Origin of the sequence: Streptomyces lincolnensis (assembly GCF_001685355.1) — a bacterium.
GTDB lineage: Bacteria > Actinomycetota > Actinomycetes > Streptomycetales > Streptomycetaceae > Streptomyces > Streptomyces lincolnensis.
Window position 1 is genome coordinate 7,510,075 of record NZ_CP016438.1, and the last position, 23,484, is coordinate 7,533,558.

Annotated in this window: 9 protein-coding genes; 1 reads left to right on the forward strand and 8 read right to left on the reverse strand. The window is 67.6% G+C overall.

Annotation, left to right across the window (positions count from 1 at the left end; translation table 11 throughout):
* The first annotated feature begins 27 nt into the window (after window positions 1–27).
* Window positions 28–1,416 (forward strand): class I SAM-dependent RNA methyltransferase, encoded by a 1,389-nt coding sequence (locus SLINC_RS33400; RefSeq protein ID WP_107406716.1) that lies wholly within the window; start codon window positions 28–30, stop codon window positions 1,414–1,416.
* 306 nt (window positions 1,417–1,722) lie between these two features.
* Here the strand turns inward: SLINC_RS33400 and SLINC_RS33405 are convergent, their stop codons facing one another.
* The 8 genes from SLINC_RS33405 to pglX form a co-directional block, all read right to left on the reverse strand.
* Window positions 1,723–4,344, reverse strand: a complete 2,622-nt coding sequence (locus SLINC_RS33405; RefSeq protein ID WP_067441119.1) for an RNaseH domain-containing protein — start codon at window positions 4,342–4,344, stop codon at window positions 1,723–1,725.
* Window positions 4,344–7,652: a hypothetical protein gene (locus tag SLINC_RS33410; RefSeq protein WP_067441122.1), complete on the reverse strand. Its 3,309-nt coding sequence runs from the start codon at window positions 7,650–7,652 to the stop codon at window positions 4,344–4,346. Before SLINC_RS33410 ends, SLINC_RS33405 begins: the two co-directional genes overlap by 1 nt.
* Window positions 7,649–8,779, reverse strand: a complete 1,131-nt coding sequence (locus SLINC_RS46530; protein WP_079164860.1) for a restriction endonuclease-related protein — start codon at window positions 8,777–8,779, stop codon at window positions 7,649–7,651. Before SLINC_RS46530 ends, SLINC_RS33410 begins: the two co-directional genes overlap by 4 nt.
* A 412-nt stretch (window positions 8,780–9,191) precedes the next feature.
* Window positions 9,192–11,348, reverse strand: a complete 2,157-nt coding sequence (locus SLINC_RS33420; RefSeq protein ID WP_067441125.1) for a DEAD/DEAH box helicase — start codon at window positions 11,346–11,348, stop codon at window positions 9,192–9,194.
* A gap of 68 nt (window positions 11,349–11,416) precedes the next feature.
* Complete coding sequence (gene brxD / locus SLINC_RS33425) at window positions 11,417–12,769, reverse strand: BREX system ATP-binding protein BrxD (protein ID WP_067441128.1); 1,353 nt, start codon at window positions 12,767–12,769, stop codon at window positions 11,417–11,419.
* A 70-nt stretch (window positions 12,770–12,839) separates the two neighbouring features.
* A complete protein-coding gene (gene pglZ / locus SLINC_RS33430; protein ID WP_067441130.1) occupies window positions 12,840–15,761 on the reverse strand; it encodes a BREX-2 system phosphatase PglZ in 2,922 nt (973 codons plus the stop codon).
* Window positions 15,761–19,654 carry a BREX-2 system ATPase PglY gene (gene pglY, locus SLINC_RS33435; RefSeq protein WP_067441133.1) on the reverse strand — a complete coding sequence of 1,298 codons (3,894 nt, stop codon included), beginning with the start codon at window positions 19,652–19,654 and terminating at the stop codon, window positions 15,761–15,763. The genes pglZ and pglY overlap by 1 nt, the downstream gene beginning before the upstream one ends.
* A 26-nt stretch (window positions 19,655–19,680) precedes the next feature.
* Complete coding sequence (gene pglX, locus SLINC_RS33440) at window positions 19,681–23,439, reverse strand: BREX-2 system adenine-specific DNA-methyltransferase PglX (RefSeq protein WP_107406717.1); 3,759 nt, start codon at window positions 23,437–23,439, stop codon at window positions 19,681–19,683.
* Between the last annotated feature and the right edge of the window lie 45 nt (window positions 23,440–23,484).

Genomic DNA, 23,484 nt, shown 5'->3' on the forward strand with positions numbered 1-23,484 from the left:
CCCTCGATGTTGTGGAGTCACCCCGCCATGCAGGCAGAACCGAAGAAAACGCAGGCGGGGTCGACGGCCGAGTCCCCGGCGGACTCCCTGACGGGCCCCTCGTCGGACTCTTTGGTGGGGGAGGAGTACGAGGTCGAGGTCGGCCCCGTCGCCCACGGTGGGCACTGCGTCGCCCGCACGGCCGACGGGCAGGTGCTGTTCGTCCGGCACGCCCTGCCCGGTGAGCGGGTCGTGGCACGGGTGACCGAGGGCGAGGAGGGGGCCCGGTTCCTCCGCGCTGACGCGGTGTCCGTCCTGTCGGCCTCCAAGGACCGCGTCGAGGCACCCTGCCCGTACGCCGGTCCCGGCCGGTGCGGCGGCTGCGACTGGCAGCACGCCAAGCCGGGCGCGCAGCGCCGCATGAAGGGCGAGGTCGTCGCCGAGCAGCTTCAGCGCCTGGCGGGTCTCACCCCCGAGGAGGCCGGCTGGGACGGCACGGTGATGCCGGCCGAGGGCGACAAGCTGCCCGCCGGCCAGGTGCCGCAGTGGCGGACGCGTGTGCAGTACGCGGTGGACGAGGACGGCAACGCCGGTCTGCGCCGCCACCGTTCGCACGAGGTCGAGCCGATCGAGCACTGCATGATCGCGGCACCCGGCGTCTCCGAACTGGGCGTCGAGAAGCGCGACTGGTCCGGCATGGAGTCGGTCGAGGTGATCGCGGCGACGGGTTCGCAGGACCGCATGGTGATTCTCGAGCCCAGGCCGGGCGCCCGCCTGCCGCTCGTCGAACTCGACAAGCCCGTCTCCGTCATGCGGGTCGAGGAGCACGACGGCGGTATCCACCGTGTCCACGGCCGCGCCTTCGTCCGCGAACGCGCCGACGGCCGTACCCACCGCGTCGGCAGCGGCGGCTTCTGGCAGGTCCACCCGAAGGCGGCGGACACCCTCGTCACGGCGGTCATGCAGGGCCTGCTGCCCCGCAAGGGCGACATGGCCCTCGACCTCTACTGCGGTGTCGGCCTCTTCGCGGGCGCCCTCGCCGACCGGCTCGGCGACCAGGGCGCCGTCCTCGGCATCGAGTCCGGCAAGCGCGCCGTCGAGGACGCCCGGCACAACCTCGCCGCCTTCGACCGCGTCCGCATCGAACAGGGCAAGGTCGAGAGCGTCCTCCCGCGCACCGGCATCACCGAGGTCGACCTCATCGTCCTCGACCCGCCCCGCGCCGGGGCCGGCCGCAAGACGGTCGCCCACCTCGCCTCCCTGAGCGCGCGCCGGATCGCGTACGTCGCCTGCGATCCGGCTGCGCTGGCGCGGGATCTGGGGTACTTCCGGGACGGGGGGTATCGGGTGCGGATGCTGCGGGTTTTCGATCTGTTTCCGATGACCCACCATGTGGAGTGCGTCGCGATCCTTGAACCGGCCGCGAAGGGCTCCTGACCTGCGGTTTTACCCGTGCGCATTATGTGCGGTGTGGGCGTTACGGGCGATATTTTGACGCTGAAATGACGCTCGTGACGCTCATTTGACGCTCGTTCTGATGGGGTGTCAGGCGATTGGCTGCGCTGGCCAGGCGCACTGTCGACTACGTGAGTGCGGCCGGGCGTCGAGGGGCTCGTGACGCTCAGTGGTGCCGGTGATCTACGAGTGCGGAAGGTCAAGAGGCACCTCCGCAGCCACTTCTGCGGAGGTCTGCCTGCGGTTTGTCCGGCGGGCGTGAGCTCGGCTGGCCTCGTCCCTGCGCGGCTATGAAAAGTCGTCTTCGTCATCTTGGGCCTCGCCGTCACCAGGGTCGTGGCTGCGGAAGTCGGGATGGTCCTGGTCGGTCTTGTAGGCGAGATGGAGCGGGGCCGGACGTAGCGTGCGGTGATCCCACGCGACGGCCTGGTCGCATTGCCGGGCGATGAACGCGACGAGGTCGCCGGGGCGCCAGGTGCCTGGTGTGGGGACGGTGAGCTCGATGCGACTGGTGGCGTGGAGGTCCTTGTTCATGGGGTTGTAGGTGAGGGCGCTGAAATCGTCGCGGGTTCGCTTGTTGCCTTCGCGCAGCATGGGGGAGTTTCCGGCTTGCTGGCGTGATTGTTGCGTGAGCAGCCACACGGTCTCGTGGGGGTGATGCTTCTCGAAGATGAGGGTGCGCCGGTAGGTGGGGTTCATTGTGGTGAGGTTGTCGACACTGTCGCGGTAGACGGTTGCCGGCCGCGCTGCATGGTGTCCGAAGGCGATGCGTACAGTGGCGACGTCGATGCCGTCGCGGGCGAGGCCGCGTCCGGGGCGCGGCGTGGTGCGGAAGGGATTGTCATCGAGGGCCGGATAGATGCTGCGACTGCCTTCTTTGTCCAGGACGAGGACGACACGATTGCTGCCCTCGGGCAGGACGAGGTTGTCGAGGGCGGTCTCGATGTGGTCGCGGACGGCCCGAGCGCCGTCGCCGTTGCGTCCCCAGCGCTCGCTGCCGATCTCTGAGGAGTGGAATAGAGCACGTCCCTCCGCGATGCGCAGCCACTGCCCGTCTTGGTACATCTCGGTGTACGGCGGGGCCTGAGCTTCGGGAGTGAAGTGCATTGCGACGAGGCAGGCGACGAGTTTGGGGCTGCGGTAACCCTGGCCTCGTACTCGCTTGTAGACGTGTCGGCGCAAGTGGATGCCGACCACGGTCACGGGCTCTGTTAGCGGCGCATCCATGGACACTTCGGCCGTGGTACAGATAGCACGAGAAAGACGGTCGTCGATGATGCCGGCGTCCTGGAAGATGTGGCGCAGGGCCGCACTGGCGGGAAAGTCGGTGTCCTCTGCTCGCGGCGGGGTGTCGGTCTTGACGAGGAACTGGCTGACGATCCTGCTGGCACCGAGTGCCTTGCGGGTGGCGGGTTTACCGTCGTGGGGGACGGGCTTGCCGTCCCAGGTGGTCTCGCAGATGACGGCGATGAGCTGGTCGGGGTCGCTGACCTGGAGGGCGCTGTGGCTGCGGATGAGCGCTGCGCGGTCATGGCGGCCGTGCATGGTCAGTTCGGGCAGCTTCCGGAACTCCAGCGTGACGGTGGGGGCGACGTCGACGATCTGCCCATCGAAAGCCGTTGCCCGGTCGGCCAGCGCAGCAGGTGTCGCAATCCCGTAGTCCGCCCGGAGCTGACGCAGAATCCGGAGCGGGGTGCTGTCTGCGGAGTACACCACCACCAGGCGCAGTGACTTCCATCCGGCCGCCTCCACGGCCTGTGGCAGTTTGCTGCGGAGGATGGGGCCACTGGTGATGCTCTTGCCCGGGATGGTGTGGCGCGAGGCGTCGTAGATGATCGGTTGGACGCCGAGGGCCTCGGCGATGTGGGTGGTCATGCGGAGGGTGAAGTAGGCACCGACGCCTTTGCCGACCAGATGCTTGCCCTTGTTACGGAAGACCGCTCGGACACGGTCGAGAGCGCCGTCAGCGTTGACGGGCAACGTGACCGGTTTGAGGCCGCACGCTTGGACGATGGCCGCGGTGTGTCCGCGGAAAGTCGTCTTCCAGGTGAGGCGCCCGTCCTTGTCGGTGATCTTTTCGCCGTCGGGGCCGGTGTGGGGGAGATGACGGACCGGGACGCGCAGCAATGTGTCGAACTGGGGGTGCTTGAGCATGACGGTCTTGACGTTGCGCCAGTGGTCGGCGACGCGGGTGACGTGGCAGTCGAAGCGCAAGATGGGGTCGGGCAGACCGCGTTGGGTCTCACCGGTGACCGAGACGTAGGCCATCGCCCAGCCGGTGCGTTCGTTGGCTCGGCCCTGGTAGATGGTGCGGTAGTACGGGTAGTCCCAGGCCACGAGTCGTTTGGCGTCGTGGGCGAGCGCCACTCGGAAGGACGTGGCCGGCTGGTCGGGGTGCTGCTGGTCGATCATGGGACGGGCTGCCAGTTGCTGGATGGCGGCCCAGCCTGCGGCGTCCTTCCACCACCAAGGTCCGGTGATGTAGCCGCTGTCGTCGCGCTGTAGGACGTCGGCGAGGGGGCGGCAGCTCGCATTGAGGAAGTCGATGTGCTCGCTCAGGAGTTGGTTCTTGAGGTTGGAGAAGTACAGCTTCTGCCAGGTGTCGAAGCAGCGCTTGGTGAGCTTGGCATCAAGGGGGCCGTCGGCGACGATCAGGCTCTGAGGCTCGTTGGGCCCGGCGCTGCGTCGCCGCGAGATCGTGAAGACGATCATGCGTCCGGTGGCGGTGCCCAGGGCCACGCGCAGGGCACCGTGCGGGGTGCGGAAGCCTTCGTCGGGGTCCCACTGGCGTTCGCAGACTTCCCACAAGTCCTCGAACTCGGGGGTGAGCGGGTAGAACCACACCTGTCCCATCAGTTCAGGGCTGAGGGGGAAGTCGGCAGTGTAGAGGCGGGTGGGTGCGGCGGCCATCAGGGGTTGGTCCTCTCGTCGGCGAAGTCGAAGATCGCGGTGAGGGTGTTTCCGTAGATGTTCTGGAGCAGTTCTAGCTGCCCGGTCTTGGCCCAGCCGTGGCGCAATTCCCGGATGAGCCGCGGCAGGTCGCTGCCGCTTGCGGTGTTGTGGAAGGCGTGGTCGGCGAGGTAGAGGACGCCCTGGTCGCCGCCCCGCCGTACGCGGCCGCCGAGCTGGATAATGCCGATGAGCATTTCGGCGACGATCGACAGGCGCACTTGGTTGGGCAGGGACTGAAAGAAGTGATGGCTGCGGAAGAGTTCTTCGTGGACAGCGCCGGAGGTGCGGGAGAGTTCGCGGAGCATTTCGGCGGGATCTTGCGAGCGGTTCAGGGTGCTGTAGGCGCGGCTGGAGATGAGCGCCAGGAGTTGAGCGGGTTCGTCCATCAGCGGGATCGGGCGGACGGCGAGGATGACTTCGCCGACCAGGGAGCGCCCGCTGTGGTCGACCATGTTCAGTCCACGTTCGGCGATGGCGAGCGGCGCGATGAGGATCTTGGCGCTGTTGTGGTGCGGGAAGCGTTCCAGAGCGTCCGAGGGGATCTCATGCCAGGCGGGGCGTCGCCGGAAGTGCGCCGGGACGGCACTCTCAGTCTCGGTGCGGGCGGCGACAGCAATGCTGTCAGGGTCCGCACCGGCGGAAATCATGCCTTCGGCGAGCTGGCCGGCCCCGACGTAGGAGGTGCAGGCGACCAGGATGCGGGCTCGGTGCGCGGTGTTCGCGCGGCTGCCCAGCTTCTTCAGATGCTGCACGATGTGGGACCACAAGGCGCGTCCCATCTGCTGGTGGGCGTGGTCCCGGTGAATGTCTGATGTGCCGGAGATTCGGATGGGGTTGTTGCGCTCGTCCACCAGGGGCAGCGGCTTCAGCACCAGGGAGCCGGTGATGTCGTCAGGCACGTACCAGGTCGGTGGGGTAATGAGGTGGTGCATGGTGCCGCCGGGCATGTGGGCGGTCGCCGAGAGTCCCAGCACGATGCGGGGTTGCCCGCACAGTGCCAGCGCGGTGGTGTCGCCGAGCTGAGCGGTGTAGGCGTGCGGGTCGCCGGCGAAGGAGGTCAGGGCGAGTTCGGTGCGGTGCTTGTCCTCGATGTCATGAATGGCGGTGAAACCGAAGACTGGTGCCCCAAGCGGGCCATAGGGGGCGGCGTGCCACTGCTTGTTGTCGTCCAGCATCTCGGCGAGTTCGTTGGCTGCAGTGATGCCGGATGCCTTCAGAGAGGTTCCGAAGCGGGTCACGTACTCGATCTGGGCGCGGATCTGCTCCAGGTACGCCCGCCGCACCAAGAGGTCGACCAAGAGTTCGCGGTCGTCGTCGTCAAGACCTCTATCCAGAAGCGGAGTTATGGTGGATGCGATCCGCGCGTGCACGCCGTCGAAGACGGGATCTGCGCCTTCGCGTAGGGCCGTGGTGTCAAGCAGTTCAGTGCGCAACCGTGCCAGGGTCTCCCAGCTGCTGTTGCCGACGCCGGGGATGGCCGGGACAGTCGACTCGGTGAGCTGAGCATCTTCGCTGGGGTTGAACAACTGGCGGAAGGTGTCGATCTGTTCGCGGGTGGGGGAGGAATCCTCCGGGGTGCGCCACAGGCGGGCGGTACACCACGCATCCCAGCGGCGCGGGATGATCAATCGGCGGCGCGCGAGTTGCTGGCGGCTGCGTTCGTTGGGGCCGCGTTGGGCGATGCGTCCGTTGGCCGCGTTGCTCACGTAGCTCTCCGACAAGAATCGCGCCTGAGTGATCTTGGGGTGGATGTAGCGCTCGAGCTCGTACATCAACGACCCGGCTCGGACGCTGAACTGGTCGTGGAGTTCTTGGAGGGCACTGGGCTGCCTGCTGCCGTACCGGGCAAGGGTGACGTGATGGGCGCTCTTGGCGAACCCGGTGGCCTGGAAGGCGTCCGCCTCGTCGATAAGCAGGACATGGGTGAGACGCAGCAGCGCCTCCTCGACGCTCATGTGGTTGCGCTGCTGCCCCTCGGCCAGCACCGGGACATGGAGACGGCCGGACATGAGATTGATGTGGTTGGTGACGATGATGTTCGCGCTGTCGAGTGCGAGCTGGTGGCGGTGTTTGCCACAGTGGGCGTACCAGGGACAGCGGTGTCGACGGACCTCGCCAGTGTCCGCGTCGATACCCTCGAAGTCCGAGCAGCGCTCGCGCCCGGGCTGCCACAAATCGACGTCCTGGGTGTTGGTGGACCTCGCCTGCATACCGCAGCCGTACGAGAACTCGGAGAACGCCTGATCCGCCTCAACGAGTCGGCCCTCCTCCAGGTGACTGCGAGCGGCCTTCTCCGCCTCTGCCTGCATGCTGTTCGGCGAGATCAGCGGGACAACCACCGCGTCAGCGTGACCGAGCTCTTTGAGCTCCACACGCAGGGCATGGGTGAAGGCGAGCACGCTGTCATTGCGCGGCACCACGATCCCGGTCACATAGCCGTTCAGGACACCCCACTCGGCCAGCAACTTCGCCAGAACACTCTTACCGGAGCCGGTGCAAGCGCTGAGTACCTTGATGAGCCCGGCGTTGAGCACGAGGTCCTTCTCGGTGAGCAAGGAGCCGTCGGCGTGACGGATGTATTGGAAGAGCCGGTCCAAACTCTGACGCCGGTAGCTTTGACCGAAGGCCCGATCCAACGAGTCGGCAATCGACCGAAGGGCCTCGATCGGCACGGACAGCACCAGGCATTCGCGGGGCTTGCCGAAGTCCGGCAACGGCGTCTCAACGTGGGGTACATCGAGGACGTAGTGGGCCTGGATGACCCCGTTGCCTGGTCTGCTCGGATCGGGGATCTGCGTGCCGATACGGAAGTGCCCCTGAAGGGCCAGTGGGCGGCTGCGCCCCTCGTCGAGCGCGGCGGCACGGTCATCAAGGATCTCCAGGACCTCGTCCACCAGTGAGCCAAGGTGCTGGTGGACCGGCTCAGTCACCAGGTACAGCTCGTCATCGAGGAGGGCGAACCCCTCCGGAATCTCGGGCGAGTTGAACAGCTCTTCGACGGCACGGCGAAACGCACTCAGGATCGCCAGCCGCCCGGTGCGGTGCAGCAGGAGCCGCGTGACTCGCCGCGTGTCCTCAGGCGACAGATCCGGATAGCTGTTCCACAAGTGGGTGTGTCCCGAGACAAGGAAGTGTGCGTCCCGAATCGCAGTCGCGTGCCGAAAGGAGTCGTCACTGCGGTTGGGGAACAGCCGGGCGGCCAAGGCGAGCGCGGCCACAGCGCTCAAGCGCTGCACGCTCATCGAGGAAAGAGGACGGCTGTTCACTGCGCCTCCTTGAGAGCCTTGCCGACAAGGGTCTTGAACGCGCGGACGGTCCGGACCTCATAGCGCCCGGTCGGCAAGGACCGGCGCAGCTGCGCGACCTGCCAGGACCGGTAGTCGGGAACGACCACGTGCCGGGCTCGTGGCGGCCTGGCGACGATCTGGGACGGGGACCTGGTGTCCTTGAGGTCCACCTCGAAGACACTGTTGCCAGCCCGGACGCTGATGTCCCACCGGTCCTTGTGCGGCCACTTCGTGATCGCGTCGCCATCGATGTCGGCCTGCTCGGCCAGCCATCCCATCAGTGACACCTCGGTGATGCCGGGGACGGTGATGTAGCGCCAGACGGCTTCGTGCAGACACACTGCCTCGGCTGCGTGAACTGCGAGGGCCGGCAATGGGCCGCGTACACGCGGAGCCCCGCCAGTGTCGTGCTCCTGAATGATGGTGAACTGCCCGACATGCTGCGGATACCGGCACGCCAGCAGGGAGCCGCGCACGTGCATCGGCCAAAGGCAGACAGGGCAGGGCACATACCAGGCGTTCTGCCCGGAGACGAACTGGCGATCAGGCGGCAGCGGTTCGTACGCCTCGGTGTGCAGGGCCCCACGCTCGTGCATTTCGTCGCTGACCTGCTCAACGGTGCCCGCGGGCACTTCGATCAGCATTTGCCGTGTGGCGACGTACTCGTTCTGCCCCGCAGATGAGAGAACCAGATAGACAGAGCGTTCGACCTTCTCAAAGGTTTGCTGAGCCCACCGCGGCACCCAATCGATCCCGGCTTCGTGGTTCTCGAAGAGGGCCTCGCTGTAATCGGATCCGTACTCGATGGCCTCGCCGGTCAACAGGCCATCGTGGCCCAAGATGCTGAACGAGCCGAGCTCGCTTGGAACGAGATCCCATCGCAGCGGGACCCATGCCCGCATGGGGTGTCGCAAGGCGGCAATCAAATCTGAGGGCGTCGGGGGAGCTGCCGCAGGAGGCAGCAGGCTCAGGAACACCCCGTGCATCCGTGACACCTCGCGCCATGCGGCAGGATCCTCGTGCCGGGTGGCGAAGGCACGGGCTGCCCGCAGTGCAGTCGTGGTCAGATCACCGACGAGCTTTGTCGTCGGGGCCCCTCCACTCATCTCTACCGGGGATGGTTGCCTCGGGACCTGTGATGGTTCCTGCGTCATGGCAGATGATGATGAACCCACCCACTGACACCGGTTGAGGGCAAGAGTCATTTTCGGCCTAAAACTCACCTGCTCTCATCGCGTTGGAGCCCACTCCTGACCTTGTGCAATGGTCAAGGCGGCACGAAGGAGTGACCGGAAACGAACGCGGTGAGAAAGGAAAGCTGGCGGAAACCCAATACGGCCAGGGCCGCATTGTCAGACCTATCCGGTAGTGGGGTCTAGCGTCCGTCTGCCGGAGCGGCGGCCTCGCCACACGTAGCGACATGGCCGCAGGGCGGCCTGCATGACCGACCGGCACCAGTCCAAGAAGCCGGGGCGAGACGCCCATGCACATCGAAGGTTCCAGCCACTTGCTCAGCCCTCAACCGCCCCACTCGACCCGCACGGGCTCCCGGGCTGCGGCGAGGGCGCCCTCGAAGTCGGCGAGGCGCTCGGCGAGGGTGGCCGTGGCGATGCGCGGAGGCAGGGCCACCGAGAACTTCAGGCCGCGTACGGCGCGAGGGTCGACCGTGGGCAGTGTGAGGGAGTCGGGGAGTTCGGCGCGGGCTGCTTTCCAGTCTGCGAGGGAGAGGTCCTGGCGTAGCCGGATATGGGTGTCGGTGGGGCGCTGTACTGGGTCGGCGAGGTTGCCGAGGGAAGATGCGAGTGTGGCGTTGGCGCGGTAGCCGGCCCAGGTCCACCAACGGGCGGCGTCTGCGTCTCGGACCAACAGGGTGCCCGCCGGGTGTACTTCGTGGGGTGCGCGGTCCATGCGGAGTTCGGCGAGGGTCGCTGTGGCGCGGCGGGTGAGCTTGACGTCGGGGTCGCTGCCCAGCAGGACCTCGCGCATCGCGCGGGTCAGTGCGTACGACAGGCCACGGGCCTCGCTGCCCTGCCATTTGGCAACGCCACCGTCCTCGACCGGTTCGACGAAGGCGCGGCGCCGTGCCCAGTCGATGAAGGTGACCTGCCAGCTGCGGCCGGCCAGGAGTAGCCGCCGTGGTCCCTGGCGCTCCTCAGTGAGGACGGACGGGTCCGTGGTGCCGATCTCGGTGCGCCCGGCGAGCACGGTGAACTCGGGGGGTGCGGTGAACGAGGCGGTCAGCTCCATGAAGTGGCGTCGGCCGAAGTGCTTTTCGGCCTCGGGGCCGATGAACAGCATGCCGCCGTCGCTGTCGAGGAAGCCCTCGGATACCAAGTGCGACAGGAGGGGCGCGGCGGAGCGGTCGAAGGGCGCCAGGCCGTTCCATTGCTCGGGCCACAGACGGTCGCCCATGCGATGTTCCTGCAGGGTGACGGCAAGGAGTTGTTGTGCGACGAGGTGGCGGGGTGAAGGTGGCGGGGTGACGGGTTCCACCCAGCCGCGGGCCCAGAGGGAGAGCAGACCGGCTGCTTGGAGCAGCATGTCGGGGCGGGTGGCGAGGAACAGGCAGTTGCGGGATGTGCCAGCGCGGCGTCCGGTGCGGCCGATGCGCTGCAGGAAGGAAGCCACGCTGCCGGGGGAGTCGATCTGGATGACGCGGTCGAGGTCGCCGACGTCGATGCCGAGCTCCAGGGTGGAGGTGGAGACGATGACGCAGTCGCGGGCTTCCGCGAACGCCTGCTCGGAACGGGCGCGTTCGTCGGTGGAGAGTGAGGCGTGAGAGAGGAATACGGTGACGTCGCGGGCGCGGAGTGCGGCGCCGAGTTCCTCCACCTGTTTGCGGGAGTCGCAGAAGACGAGCCGTTTCTCGCTCTGGTGCAGAGCGGAGATCACCTTGGCTGCGTTGGCGAGAGAGCCGACGTAGTCGAGCTCCACTTCCCCTGCGGGGCGCGGGAGTTCGGTGGTACTCGCGGCGTCGGTGGTTGCGGGCAGGGTGACGCCAGGTGCGACGACTCGGCCGGGCCGGTCGGCGGGGCTTGCTCCCTGGAGCCAGGTGAGGAGCGTGTCGGGATTGCCGACGGTGGCTGAGAGGCCGACGCGCTGGATGCGATGGCCGGTCAGTCGCTCCAGGCGTTCCAGTACGGCGAGCAGGTGCCAGCCGCGGTCGTCCCCTGCGAAGGCGTGCACCTCGTCGACGACGACAGCCCGTACCCCTCCCAACATGTGGGCGTGGTCGGTCTTGACGCTGATCAGCATCGCTTCGAGTGACTCGGGCGTGGTGAGCAGGAAGTCGGGGGAGTCGGTGCGGATGCGGCGGCGTACGGACTCCGGGGTGTCGCCATGCCAGAGGGCGGCTCGGCGTCCAAGCCACTGGGCGTAGCTGTCGACCCGGTGCACCAGGTTGTTCAGGAGCGCTTTGAGCGGGGCGAGGTAGAGCACCGAGGTGCCGGTCCAACGGTTCTCCCGCATGGCAGAGAGCAGCGGGAACGTGGCGGCTTCGGTTTTCCCGCCGGCGGTCGGCGCGAGCAGGATCGCGTCTTCGCCGTCCATCAGCGGGCCAACGGCAGCCTTCTGCAGTGGGCGCAGATCGGGCCAGCCAAGCGTGTTGACGATGTGGTGCAGGACCACCGGATCGAGGCGGTCCACCGGGTCGGTACCGCTGGGCTGCTCCTGCACGTCGGTGACTCCTGCGATGGTCGTCAGAGTTCGGGACTCCGGAGGATGGGGCTACGGCGAGCCGGCCCTCAGAGGTCCAAGTCGAGATCGTCCGCTGAGGCGGCCGGTGCCGGCGCGGCGAAGTTCCGCTCGGTGGCGGTGAGATCACCGCTGGCCACGGTCAGCTTGTAGTGCGTGCGCGGGTCGAAGTCGTCGAACTGGTCGATCCGGTCGAGTACGTCCCCGACCAGCTTCTTCAGGTACAGCCGCGGTGCGACTCCGACCTTCCCGCCAAGGGCCCCGCCCACAGCTCGGGCCAGGTCGGTGAGGTACGCGTCATCGGCGAGCCGCTTGATCCGGTCGGGAGACTGGCAGCCTTCGGCGTACAGGTCACGGATGGTGGAGCCGAGCCCGACCAGAGATTCCTCGGTGAATCCCGGCAAGCGGATCTGGACGGCCCGAGGGTTGTCGAAGCGCGGATCAGTGGTGAAGTCCGTGGCCAGCCGCTGGGCGAGCGGGGCCAGTCGCTGCACGCCCTGCTGCCCGTCGTAGAAGGCGGGGGTGCCGGTGATGACGAGGTACAGGCCGGGGAAACGGCCGGAGTGGACCTCATCGATGAGCTGGCGCAGGGCGTTGAGTGCCTTGTCGCGGGCGTCGGAGCGAACCCTTTGCAGGGTTTCCACCTCGTCCAGTACGAGGATGAGTCCCCCGTGCCCGGCGTCCCGGAGCACGGTGAGCAAGCCCTGCAAGAACCCGAAGGCACCGAAGTGGTCGAGGTCGCCTCGGACGCCTGCGCTGCGCCGGGCAGCTGCGGCGACGTGCGGTTGGCCACCGAGCCAGGCCATCACCGCGGCAGCGGTGGCCTCGTCGCCCGCGTCCAGGGACTGCTTGTATCCGCGCAGGGCGGTGGCGAAGGCCGGTGCATGCCGGGACACCTCGGCCAGGCGGGCGGTGAGCAGCCGGTCCACCGCTTGCGCCAGTTCCTTCTCGCCCGTGCCGTCGGCGAGGGCATCTTCTTCCAGCGCGTAGAACCAGGCATCGGCGACCGGGCGCAGGGCGCTAGGCGGGAAACTCGCAGTGCTCAGGCGTTCGGTGAGTCGGCGGTAGACGGTCTCGAGCTTGTGCAGGGGTGTCTCGGTCTCCGACACCTGCACTTCGGCCACAGCAAAGGTGCGCCGCTTGGCGCGCTCGCCGAGCCAGCGGGTGAAGAAGGTCTTGCCGGAGCCGTACTCACCGCGTACGGCTTTGAACACCGAGCCGCCGGCAGCGACCGTGTCCAGTTCCTCGTCGATGGCCTGCTCGAACCGGCCGAGTCCGGTGGCGAGCAGGTCGAGTCCGCTCTCGGGGACGGCGCCGCGCCGCAGCGCGTCCACCACGGCGCGTCGGCGTACGGCCCCGACAGCGGCGGCGGCACCGGAGGCTGAAGATCCAAACCCGTTCACTCGGACAGTCTCCCATCCACCCGGCCACGGTCCCGTCGGTTCGAAGAGTGGCTGAGTTGGTGGTGCCGGTTCACAGGCCGAACTGCTCGATCAGCTGGGCCCGGTGCAGGCGCAGGGTGCGGTTGTCGGGGAGGATCTCCAGGATCTGGGCTCCGTCGTAGTTGAGGAGCTGGGCGAGCGTCGCGGCGAAGCCGGGGGCTCGGGTGGCGGGCTGGCCGGCGCGCTCGGCGAGCGCGGTCATCGACAGGGTGCCCGCCTCGACGAGCGCGGCCAGCGCCCTCGGGAGGACGGTCTTGTCGCGTGGCTGGCGAGCGAGCAGCTCCAGCTGCGCCCGGTACAGCTCCGTGGCCATGAGACGTTCCACCAGTGTGCTGGCAGGGCTCCCTGCCATGGCAGAGGAGGGGGCGGCCTCCGTCTTCGAAGGCTCGGCAACGGCCTGCTGTGCAGGTTCGGCAGATGTCTGCGTCGCCGGGGGCGCCACCTCCTCCTCGCCAAAGAGACCGATGACTCCCTCGGGCACGGGCGGAGCGGACTTCTTGGGCTGCTTACGCTGCGGGCGCACTGTGGCAGCGCCATGGGCGGGAGCGGCCTCCGCCTCCACTTCGGCTGCGGCCTCGGTGCCCTCCTCCCACCACACGGGCGCAGGGTCGCCCAGCTCGCGCCAACCCGCGGGCGGCTCGGCGCCGAACGGCAGCAGGGCGAGCAGAGGGATGGTGAACTCGGCGAGTGTCGCCCCGCCGTGATAGCCCGCCTTCAGTGCGGTGTATCGGGCATCGTGGTCGCGCAGCGCGACGATCCGCGCTCCCGGTTCCGGCCACACGACCCTGGGCCCGGACAGCTCGATTTCAGCCGGTGCTACGGGCCCGCCGGGGGTGCGATGGCGCGCCGAGCCGATGGTGCCGCCGGCCGCATCGAGCTTGCTGCCACGCCGCTCCACGACATGACCGTGGTCCGAGGTGATGAGCAGGGTCATGTCGTTCGCGCGTGCGGCGCGCAGCAGCGGCTCCAGGCCGCCGATCTCCTTCGCGGACCATGCGCCGTCGCCGAGCTTCTGCTCCTTGCCGAGCCGGTCGTCCACGGTGTTGAGGACGACCGCGACGTGCATGCGCTCGTCGGCCAGCGCGTCGGCGAGGGCGGTGGAGAAAGGCGAGCCGGTATCCGGGCCGCGCAGATCGTCCTTGTGGAATACGGCAGCCGGGGCGCCGTTCCAGCAGGGATGCAGAGGGAAGAGCCGCTTCTCGTCGTTCTGGTCGCCCTTCATCAAGGTGCCCGCGAACAGCGAAGTGCGAGAGATGGTGGTCAGGGTGGGCAGGGCTGCAGCCACTGCTCGTCGGGCCGGCTGGCCGGTCGCTTCGGTGAGGGGGTCGAACTCGGCCCACTGGCTCCGTAGTTCTTGGCCGAGCTCGGAGGCGATCGCCGCACTCATGCCGTCGATGAGGAGCAGCAGAACCCGTCGGCCTGGACTTTGCACGACGGGTGCGACGACGCGGTGGAGGAGGCTCTCGACGGTGAGCATGGAGCGGGGATCGGTGCCGTCCGCGGTCCACACCGCGAGCCGTTCGGAGAACGTCCGGTCCAGTTCCTTGCGCCGCTCACGCACCTGGGCGCCGATCCGGCTATACGCATCGGAGAGTGCAGCGTCTGCGTCGCCGCCCGCCTCCAGGTGTTCCAAGGCCCGGTCCACCCAGCCGAGTTCGCGGATCTGACGGGCGGTGCCGTCGGCCACCGAGGTGATCTCGGATCCAGGCTGGTTCCTGAGCCACCGCCGCAGCCGTGCTGCCATCCGCACGCGCTCGATACGAGCTGGGTTGGTGCCGTCCGCGGCAAGTGCGTGCTCGGCCAGGGCGCTGACGGCGGCTGTGACCTTCTCCGCGTCTCCGTCGGAGAGGGCGTGGCCGGCGGCCGTGAAACGTGCGTCGAGTCCGGCTTCGAGTAGAGGGCTGGCCGAGGCGGCAGCCTGCGCGCCGAACTGCGCAACGAGCTGGGCGGCTCGCGTCAGGACGGGGTCGGCGAGCCGGTGCTCTCCCCGGTCGACCAGGCCCCGGACGTACGCCTCGCCGCTCTGCCCGAAGGAGGTCAGAAGCCTGTCGAGTTCGTCACCCTGGGCGGGTGGTGCTTCGCCGAGCCATCGCTCGGCCCGCCCGCGCGCCCGGTATAGGTCGTGATCGGCTTCCGCGTGCCCCCACAGCGTGGCGCACACCACCGCGTATGCCGCTGCGTCCGCTCCGTGTTCGGCGTCCACCAGGGCCGTGACGATCCTGCCGGTGGACCCGCCCTGCTCGGGTTCCGAGAGGAAGCGGGCCAGACCTGCCCGCTCCGGGCCGCGCAGCTCGCGCAGAAGGTCCGGGCCACCAGGGGTGAGGGTCCACTCGAACAGGGCGACGGGATCGATGCGGTCTCCGTCGTCGTGTGCGGCCGGCCGGCCGAGTGGGTTCGTGTCGTGGCGGCCGAGCCTCAGGCGCCGCCGTGCCAGCCGAGTGAGGGCTTCGTCACGGGAGAGCAGGCCCCGACCGAGCGAGGGCCAGCCCCGGGTTGCCGCAGCGTCGAGGAGCGCTTCGGCCGCCCACTTCTCGCCGCGCAGCCGCCCGTCGAGGCCGCGTGCGTCGAACGCCTCCTGCACGACCTCCCAGTTGTCGACGGACCGGATCCGGCCACCGTAGACACGGGCGAGCAGCCCGGGGTCGAGGTCGGTGTCCTCACGATCAGTGAGGACAACCAGGACCTTGGGCTCGACAGGCTCCGCCGCGTCGAGGTGGCCCAGGATCTGCTCGTGCACGGCGAGCACCGAGGGAGCCACAGCCACCCGTGCCTGCAGTCCGCCTGGAGTCCGCTGTACCGCGGGCGCGTCCCAGGAGGGAGCGGCTCGCAACAGCAGGACGCGGGCCGTGCCGTCGCCGAGCCGGCTGCGGGCGGCGACGTACTGGCGGACGGTGCCTGCGGACAGCCGGGCGGGGCCGACGGCCGCGGGGACTGGGGTGACCGTGTCGGGCATCAGTCGACGACCTTCCAGACGACCTCGACAGTGGCGTTCGGATTCTCGGCTGCGAGCGCCGCGATCTCGGCCTGCAGTTCGGCGGCGGCTCGAGCTGCGGTGGTACGCCCGCCACCGGAACGGGCTGCGGTTCGCGATGGAGAGGGAGTGCGAGGTCCCGGTTCCGGCAGTACCTGCGGGTGGGCTGAACCGGTGTTCAGATCCACGTTCTCAGAGCTGGGCGGCGGTGCGACGGGCGGCTGGGGCTGCTCGGTCGCGGTCCGCCGGGACCTCAGCAGGGACAGCACCTCCCGGCCGGCTGCCGTCAATACTCCCGGCAGGTCGGGGTAGTCTCCGGGGTCCCCGGCAGCCGCGTCCCGCACCCGCTCCAGGACGGCCGCACCGTCCACCCCGAGGGTGTCGGCCAGGCTCAACTGGTCCCAGACGGTGTTCTGCAGAGCGCCGGCGACCTTCCCAGAACTCATCAGCGACATGCCGAAGCGATGTGTGGTGAAGTCCCCGAGGTCGAAGCGGGCGAGCCGGTCCACCACGGACTTGGCATCGATCCCGGCCTCGGTCACCTCCTTGACCAACTCCTGCGCACGCCGGGCGAGAACGAGCCGGGGCGAGTCGTCACTGAGCCGCAGGAAGTCGCGGTGCTTCTCCAGCTCCCCGACGAGCCGTCCGGTGTCCTGCGCGAGCGCGGCGGCAACCTGCCTGATCTGCCCGGCGAACTGGTTGACGATCCGCCCGCGCCGCAGCTGCGGCGCCCGCTTCCCGAGCATCGGCTCGAAGCGCCTGCGTGCCTCGTCCCAGTCGCTCTCGCTGGGCAGCTGCTGCTCGCGCAGCGCGTAGTCCCGCTTCAACTCGTGTGGTGCGGGCGCCGGTTCGATGGGCACCCCGCCGCGCACCCACACCCGGTCGGTCACCTCCGCATACGCGGCGGCGACCAACCGCTGCAGCGGCTCCGGCAGCCCACGCCGCTCGGGCAGCTCACTCCAGTCGGACAGCTTGACCAGGGTCGGCTCGGCGACACCGTCCCGGCGTGCCTGGGCGTTGAAGTGGTCGGGCCAGGCGGTGGACTGCCGGTAGTACGCCTCCCGCATGACGCCGAGCCCGAGCCCGCCCGCGATCCGCGCCATGACCTTGCGGTCCTTGGCCTCGACCTCGACCTGCCCGTCACGGTCCTCGGCGGCCCTGCGCACGTACTCGAAGACGGTCTTGATCTCGGCGGGCTTCACGGGCCTGCCCGTGCCCTCGGGGTCCAGATTGGGATGTGCGGGGTACTGTTGGGTGAGCAGCTTGCCCACCAGGTCGCGGGCGGCGGATTCCAGCGGTGCGCCGAGCGGGGGCCGCAGATCGGCTACATCCTGCTGGGCGACCAGATGGTTTTCGAAGCTGAGGTCGACCACGCCTTCCTGCTTCTGCGCAAGCCCGTACGCCTGCCGCAGCGCCTGCCCGATCCGCTCGGTGAGGACGAGGAGCTGGGACTGGAGCATGCCCTTGGCACGCTCCTTGTCGTCCGCGTTCAGGCTCCGTGCGTACTCGGCATCGAAGCGTGCTTCGTCGGCGAGGGCCTTGTCGATGACGACGAGACGCTCGAAGTCGGCGCGGGAGGCATCCGTCAGGTGGGTGGGCAGCCAGGCCAGGGTGCGCGAGTCACCGCCCGGCTTCTCCCGCAGGGAGCGCAGCCGCTGGAGGTCGTCCATCGGGCCGTACTCGCCCTCGTCGTACGGAAAGTCGACGACCAGGCGCCAGGCGTCATCCTGGCTGGGACGCAGTGTGGTCTCGGGCAGGGAATCGGGATCGGCGACGTTCCCGAAGACCACCTCGACCTGCCGTTCAGTCCCCTTCCAGACCAGGCTGAGCACGTCGTACGCATCGAAGCCGCCAGGCCCGTCGCTGACGCCGAGCGCGTCCTTGAGCAGGGCACGCATCTTGGTACGGCGGTTGCCCTGGTTGTTGTGCACCTGAGCGTTGGCGAGGACGGCGTCCAGGTCGACGCCGGTGAGCTCCAGGCGCACCACTGCGCCCGGCCCGCTACCGGTGACCTTTATCTCCGGGAAGGTCGCCGCCCATTCCTTGGCCTTGTGCTCAAGGCGGCCGACCTCGGTGCCCGCGATGCGGGTGGTGATGGAGCCGTGGTTGAGGGCGTGCAGCCGCGCGAGCGTGAGGTCGGCGAGCGCAGGTACGCTCGGCGCCAGCGCGGACAGCAGCAGCGTCTGCAACAGCCGGCTGTCACCGGTGAAGTCGCGGCAGCGAGCAGTGAGTTGGGGATCGTTCAGAGTCTCGGGGCGACGCCGGTACACCTCGACTTGATCCTCGGTGACCTGGTTGGCCTTCAGCAGATACGGGCGCAGCTTGTCCCGGTACAGCTTCTCGGCGGCCTCGAAGTGAACACTGGTCTCCCCGCTGAACGCCTTGTCGCCGCCTCCCGCGATCGCCGGGTACAGATCACCGAGCGGCACGAGCTGCCCGAGCCGCCAGTCGTCGCGGTGATCGACCAGCAGCTGACTCATCAGCTTCAGACCGGTGCGGGAGCGCTGCAACGCGCCGGAGATATGCACCAGGGTGTCCATGAACGCCGGCGGGAACGGATACGTCCGCCGAAACGCGGTCTCGTCCGCGCCCGTGGTCGACTTGTCGTGGCCGAGCAGGGTGTCCCAGACATCCGGGCCGAGCTTCTTGGCCTCGGCGAACGCAGCCTCGATTTTCGCCTCGGCGTCGTCGGTGGTGGGCTTGAGCAGCCGGGCCTGCGCGATCTGCGGAAGGTTCCGATCCTCGAGCACCACCTTGTCGAAGCGCCCGCCACTGAACTTCAAGGTGTCCTGCACGGCGGCCTCTGCGGCCCCCGACATCTCCTCGCCGACCAGCTCACGCAGGTCGCGCTGGCGGGCGATGAACGACACCACCGGGATGGCGCGTCGTTCGGCGGCCCCCTCCACGAAGTTCGTGATCTTGTCGGCTTCGCGGGAGACGAACTTCTGGTCGTGGATACGGGAGGCCAGCCACAGGATCAGCTCGTCCATGAACAGGACGAGGCCGTCGTAGTTGAGCTCCTTGGCGTGCGCGGCGATGATGCCGAGCCCCTTGTCCAGCGAGACGAACCCGTCGGCGTCCTCAGAGGCGTTGCGCGCGAAGGAGGGGAACAGGGTCTGGGTGAGGTCCTGCACAAGGCGGGCCCTCAACTCCTGCGGCGTGGAGGGGCTCTCCAGGTCGAGACTCTTGGTGTTGTCGTGCTCCTCCGGCGCGGCGACCGCCTGGTCGAGCAGCTCGGTCGTCCAGGCGAACGAGTCGCCCCACTCGTCCTCCTGCCCGCCTCCGGCATCGGCGAGCTGCTCGATGACCCGCGCGTCGCCGTTCCGCCGGCGCTGCTCGGCGAAGTCCTCGAAGAGCCCGTCGGTCAGATAGACCTGCGGCAGCGGGCAGCCGGGGTGCAGCTTCCGTACGTGCTCCACGTACTTACCGAGCACGCGCTGCTCCAGGGACTTGGAACCCAGCATGTGGTACGGCACCAACAGGAACTTGCGGTCGTCCGAGTCCAGCCAGGAGTGCCGGGTCCGTACGGGATCGAGATCCGCACGAGCCCGAGCGGCCTGATTCCGCGAAAGGATTGCGTACAGCACCGCCATGAAGTGCGACTTACCGGAACCGAACGACCCGTGCAGATAGGCGGCCTTGGACGAGTGGCTGTCCAGCGCCGACTTGATCAGGTCGAGGGCCTCGTCGAAGTTGCCGAGCAGCCGGTCGGTGACGACGTAGTTTTTCAGCGCCGCCTCGGCCCCCTCGGGGGTGACCGCCTCGTTCAGCTTCAGTACGAAGTCGGAGGTGGAGACCGACACCGGGATGTCGATCAACTCGCGCAGCAGCGGCTGGTCTTCGGGGCGAGAGGTGCTCTTGCTCATGAACGCCATGGTTTCTCTGCTTCTCCTCGCCCTGCTCAGTCGGACTCGGTGCCGGTGGTGGCAGCGGTTGTTGCGTCGGTGATGGTGTCCGTGCCGGACGCCTGGGCGGCAGCCTTCGCGCGGGCGCGGTTCTTCGGGGCAGCGGCCTGCTTCGCACCGCGCCCGCGGGTGGCGGCTGCCGGGCGCCAGGCCCGCAGCGCGTCGTCCGTCAGCCCGAGCTCACCTTGCTTCGACTGCCGGAACGCCAGGATCTCGGCGGCCGGCGATGCCCCGAACTCCGGGTCGTACTCGCCGTACCACTGCTCCAGCCACGGCTGCAGCTCCAGCAACCCGGCCAGAAACGGCACGAGTTCGTCCTCACCAAGCCCGGCCTGCTGGATGTACGAGGCGAGCGCGAGCGCCTGCTCCAGGTGATCCCAGCCGGCCCACCCGTACAGCTCCGGCGACTGCGCGTTGACCGTTCCGTACGACACGAACCGCTCCTTGGGCACGTCGAGCTTGCCGCGTGCACGCCAGTAACTTGGCTTCAGGAAGTCTGCGGATGTGTACTTCGGCGGTACGGGCGTCCGCTCACGGATCTTCCGCTTGGCGGGCTCGTCGGGCGCGGCGTCCTCTTCGCGCTGGAGCTCCCAGACGTGCTCCCAGTCGGCGCGCTTCTTCAGCCCGGCTGGCTTGTAGCGGAGGGCCGGGATGAAGGGCACGTGCTCCTCGGCGAGCAGCTCGCGCACGGTCTTCGCGAGGTCCTGCCGGGGCGCGTACAACTCGGCTACGGAGGCGAAGTCCTCGTCGGCGGACAGGCTTTCGGTGAGGCGGGGGAGTGTGGTGACGGTGGGATTGCCGTTGACGTCGAACCAGTGGGTGCGGTCCTCGATCCGGTCGAGCAGCCAGGACCTTAGGGCCTTCTGCCGCATCGAGTCCCAGCCCTCGGTGGCCCAGCGTCGCTTGTACTCGGGGCGCTCGACCATGCCGATGGCGCGATTCGACTCGATGGTGTCGATGCGCTTCTGGACAAGGGCGCGGTAGTCGGCGGGCCAGTGGGCGGGGATCTCGGTGATGGGTGTGGAGCCGTGGCGTTTGAACCATTCGTTGCTGGCTTCGCCGGCGGCGACCCGGCGTGCGAGCACAATCTCGAAGGCGCGCTCGCCTAGAGCGAGTTCGGGGACGGCGGAAGCGTCGGGTAGGCGCAGGTCCTCTGAGTGCAGGTTATAGAGGGAGTAGACCTGCCAGTCCAGTTCCTCTTGGAGGGCGATCATGCGGGAGCGGATGGAGTTGTAGCGAGATTGGGCTTCGCGCAGGGCATGGGTGGTGGGACGAGACTCGTTCGCCAGTGCGGCTGGGGTTGTATTGGACAACCCTTGGGCGAGGGAGTCGAGTTCAGCGGCGAGAATGGTGGGAAATCTGGCCGGTAGAGGGAATTCGTTGACCTTAGTTCCGTTGAACTGATAAAACTGCTCCCACTGTTCCGCCGCGATGCCTCCGCCAATTCCTCCCGCGCCCATATTGTGGCTCACCATCTTGAGCCAGAACCCGGCCGTGGAGCTATTGAGCAGTCCGAGTAGCCGCACATGCTCCTCCTCCGTAGCTCCATCTCGCAACTTGATTACGGAAGCAGACTTGTTGTGGACGCGTCCACCTCGATCGAGTGCGAAATGATTATGGGTGGCGACGAAGGAGAATGTAATCAGGAATGGGGACTGCAGTCGGTCAGCTTTGTAAAAGGCGTATTCTGACCATGGCATGGATCGTTGTTCTTTGGTCTTTCCGAAGTACAGAGTTCCGCGTAGGATCCTGCGACCTGGCCAGAGTCGGGTCTCCTCCAAAGTTTGACGCTCTTCAGGTGTGGCACTCATCGGGTAAATGGCGCTGGCTGCGGGGGTGCAGCTCCACTCGCGAACTTGGTCACCTTCGAGGAACGGTCGAATAGGGTGAATGTTCAGGTCAATCCATCGGGCCGATGGCCCAGGGATGATGAATAGATCGTCATCTCCAGTAATGGCGCTCGATCCCGCAGACTCAACGGCCGAAGAAAGCTTCGAGACTGCAGCTTCGTTGAGCGAGTCAATCATTTCCTGTCCGCCGTCAGTTAGAACCCAAGGGTGCTTTCTGAAGTAGCGTTCGCGCGCCAAGTCGTCTACCGACACCCACTGGCTGGCGGATCCAGGTCTATTAATTTGTTCTACGATTGCCCGCCAAACCAGTCCTTCCTCCGCGTTCTCCGGTGTGATCGGCTCCCCTTGTACGCCGCGGGCTGTTCGGATCGACGTCGATCGTCCACCGTCACCCCTCGGCTTGCCGATCAAAATGACCGTCGGTGTTCCGTGCCCTGGGATGTAAGCCCCCGAGGTGTCGATGACCTCGCTGAGCTCAGTCTTGTGCGCGAAGAAATCCTCGATGAGCTTGGCGCCGAACTCTCGCTTCATGAACGACCTGGCTGTGATTTGGCCAACCATCCCGTAGCCGTGCCCGTCGGCCCTGCCATGCTTAGCGAGCTCGAAGAATCTCTGCGCGAAGGGAACGGACAAGGCGTACTTCCCCGCGCACGCGTCGTACAGCTCCCGGTACAGCTCGTTGAGCTTCTTGTCCTTGACCGTGATGTAGGGCGGGTTCCCCACCACCACGTGGTACTGGCCTTGCTTCAGAATCCCCGGGTACTCGTGGACGTCCTCCGTCGCATACGAGAACTCCGCCAGTGGGTCACCGGCAGGAACGCCACCTTCCTCCTCAAGCCCGATCCCCAGCTGCAGTTCCAGCTGACGGTGCTTGATGAGTGAGTCTCCGACCGCGAGCTGGATTGGCCAGTCGCCCCTGCGTGCCTCCTCGAACGTCCGCATGTTGCTTGCGGCCATCGCCACTACCAATAGCCGAAAGCGGGCCACCGCGATCGCGAAGGGGTTGAGGTCCACTCCGTGAACCGAGCTCAACGCTGCCCGAACCCGCTCATACGGACCCACCTCTGGCCGTTGCTCGGCCCACATCCGCACCAACCGCCGGAACGCACCCAGCACGAAGTGCCCCGACCCGCAGGTCGGGTCAATCATCTTCAACTGCTCGAAGCCGAACTCCCGTACCGCAGGCGTCATCGTCCGGTCGAGGATGAACTCCTCTACGAACTCTGGCGTTTGTAGCAGCGCATACTTTTCACGGGCCGCCTCGCTCAGATCCTGGTACAGGTCGCCAAGGAACCGTGTGTCCCACCCCTGAGTGCCGTCCTCGCTCAGCGGGTCGCTGAAGTCGTGCACGAGTACCAGGCCGCCGCCCGGGCGGGGCATGCTGTCGCCATCGGCCACCCCCTCGCCAGCACGCTGCTGCCGCCAGAAAGTGAGCAACGCACCGGCCCCGTCGTGCGACAGCGGAATCTGATACAGCGGATTGTGCTCCCGATCGAAGAGCAACCGCCCTGCCTGCCCCGCCCCCAATTCGGCAAACGCAGTCTCCAGCCACCCTCGATACGTCGGGTCGGCGTCCTTCTCCAGGTACTCCTCGTAGCGCGCCTGCGCGATCTCCCGCCCCGCCACATCCGGCGCCGTGATGTATGGCTCGGCGATCAGCCGGTTGTCTTCACTGAAGCGGACGAACACGGTGCCCAGCACCCACGCCACCGCAACCTGCGTGATCCGCTCCCCGAGCCACGCATTCCACGTCGCCGCCGTACGGCCCAGCTTCCGCGCTTGGTCGTACTCGCCGCGCAGCCGCGTCCCGACCTCGGGGACAGCCTTGACCTGCTGTTCAAGGTCGGTCTCTGCCGCCTTGACCTGCTTCTGCAGATCGGCGAGGAGGCTCTTGCGGTCGATCACGTACGGCTCCTGTGGAGAGTGGGAGAGAGCGGAAGAAGATCAGGG

Coding starts and splice junctions, on each gene's coding strand:
- SLINC_RS33400 (WP_107406716.1), top strand. CDS start 28: ATGCAGGCAGAACCGAAGAAAACGCAGGCGGGGTCGACGGCCGAGTCC.
- SLINC_RS33405 (WP_067441119.1), bottom strand. CDS start 4,344: ATGGCCGCCGCACCCACCCGCCTCTACACTGCCGACTTCCCCCTCAGC.
- SLINC_RS46530 (WP_079164860.1), bottom strand. CDS start 8,779: ATGAGTGGAGGGGCCCCGACGACAAAGCTCGTCGGTGATCTGACCACG.
- pglZ (WP_067441130.1), bottom strand. CDS start 15,761: ATGCCCGACACGGTCACCCCAGTCCCCGCGGCCGTCGGCCCCGCCCGG.
- pglY (WP_067441133.1), bottom strand. CDS start 19,654: ATGGCGTTCATGAGCAAGAGCACCTCTCGCCCCGAAGACCAGCCGCTG.